Origin of the sequence: Gordonia sp. (in: high G+C Gram-positive bacteria) (genome assembly GCF_049299075.1) — a bacterium.
Taxonomy (GTDB): Bacteria; Actinomycetota; Actinomycetes; order Mycobacteriales; family Mycobacteriaceae; genus Gordonia.
In genome coordinates, this window is the sequence record NZ_JBAQWU010000390.1 from 1 (window position 1) to 1,512 (window position 1,512).

The window sequence follows — 1,512 nt, forward strand, 5'->3', positions numbered from 1 at the left end:
CGCTCTCACGCACCATCCAGGACCGCACCGGCCTGTCCCTGCGCCGGTTCCTGCGCACCCTGAAACCCCTGCGCTCAGCCACGATCGAGATCAACGGCGTCATCAACACCTACCCGCCATCCATCGACCCCAACATCCAGGCCATCCTGACCGCCCTGGAACAGCCGCCGCCAAGGCACTAAGCCCTTTGACCCAACTCAGGCGCCCATTGCCCACCCACGCCGCAGAGACCCATGCCTGGCCGCTGCTGGTGCACTCCTGGGGCATCAAGGAGTGCACCAGTTCCGCACGGTGCTCTGGTACCGCGCCTAGAACCAAACCGGCTCTTCGACCTTCCGCGGGTGGGCCGTGGTCATGCTGCGTCTCGTCGTGCTCGGGTGAGCGCGATGGCTGAGAGTATCCGGGTCTGGTAGTTCTCGAGGTTGCGGAACCCGCAGGCGACGCGCTTGGTCTGTTTGATGACCCGGTTGACCTGAGTTGGGTCAACTCGAACTGGTTTGGACAGCGGCAGGGCTGTGACCTGCGGTGATGTGGTGGTGGAGTGTGTCGTCAAGGCACTAAATCGTCTCGGTAGGATCTGCTGGTGGCGTGGGTTCGGCGGGTGCGGACTGCTTCGGGCGCGACCGCGGTTCAGATCGCGGAGTCCGTGGGTGGGCGGCGTCGGATCGTGCGGCATGTCGGTTCGGCCCGTGATGAAGCCGAGCTGGGGTTGCTGATCACGGAAGCCAACCGGCTTCTTGCTCGTGATGCCCAGCACGAACTCGATCTGGGCTTGACGCTGGTGGCGCCGAAAGCGGTGATGATCCCCGCCCCGTCCCAAGAGTTGCTTCCCGCCCAGCAGGAAGAGCGGCGGTGGGTGCGTCGGGCGCATGTGCTCAAGACCAGCTCCGGGCTGTTGTACGAGGCTCTGGCTGGCGTGTACACGCAACTGGGGTTCGGCGCGGTCGGCGACGACGCCTTCCGTGATCTGGTGATCGCGCGGGTCGTGGAGCCGACCAGCCTGCTGGACGTGGACCGGGTCCTGGCCGAGCTGGGCCGCAGTTGCGTGAGCCTGTCGACGCGCAAACGGACCCTGCGGCGGGCCAGTGTCGGCGCCTACCGCGACACCCTCGCGACGGCCTGTTTCGCCCATGCCGCCACCCACGGCGACATCACCTTGGTGCTGTACGACGTGACGACCCTCTACTTCGAGGCCGAGAAGGAAGACGACCTGCGCAAGGTCGGCTACTCCAAAGAGCGCCGCGTCGACCCACAGATCGTGGTCGGCCTCTTGGTCGACCGGCAAGGGTTCCCGCTCGAGGTCGGCTGCTTCGAAGGCAACAAGGCCGAGACCTTGACCATCACCCCGATCGTGAACGCGTTCCAGGCACGCCACGGTATCGCCGACATGGTCATCGTCGCTGACGCAGGCATGCTGTCGGCCTCGAACTTGAAGGCTTTGGATGAGGCAGGGTTGCGGTTCATCGTCGGCTCCCGCGTCACCAAAGCCCCTGCGGATCTCGCGTCGCATTT

General features: G+C 65.3%; 1 protein-coding gene and 1 pseudogene. Both read left to right on the forward strand.

The features are described from left to right. Positions 1-182, forward strand: a pseudogene (locus WAW85_RS12470) (IS1634 family transposase); the annotation flags it as partial. 401 nt (positions 183-583) lie between these two features. Next, a partial coding sequence (locus WAW85_RS12475) for an IS1634 family transposase (protein ID WP_422559927.1) occupies positions 584-1,512 on the forward strand: 929 nt, incomplete at its 3' end.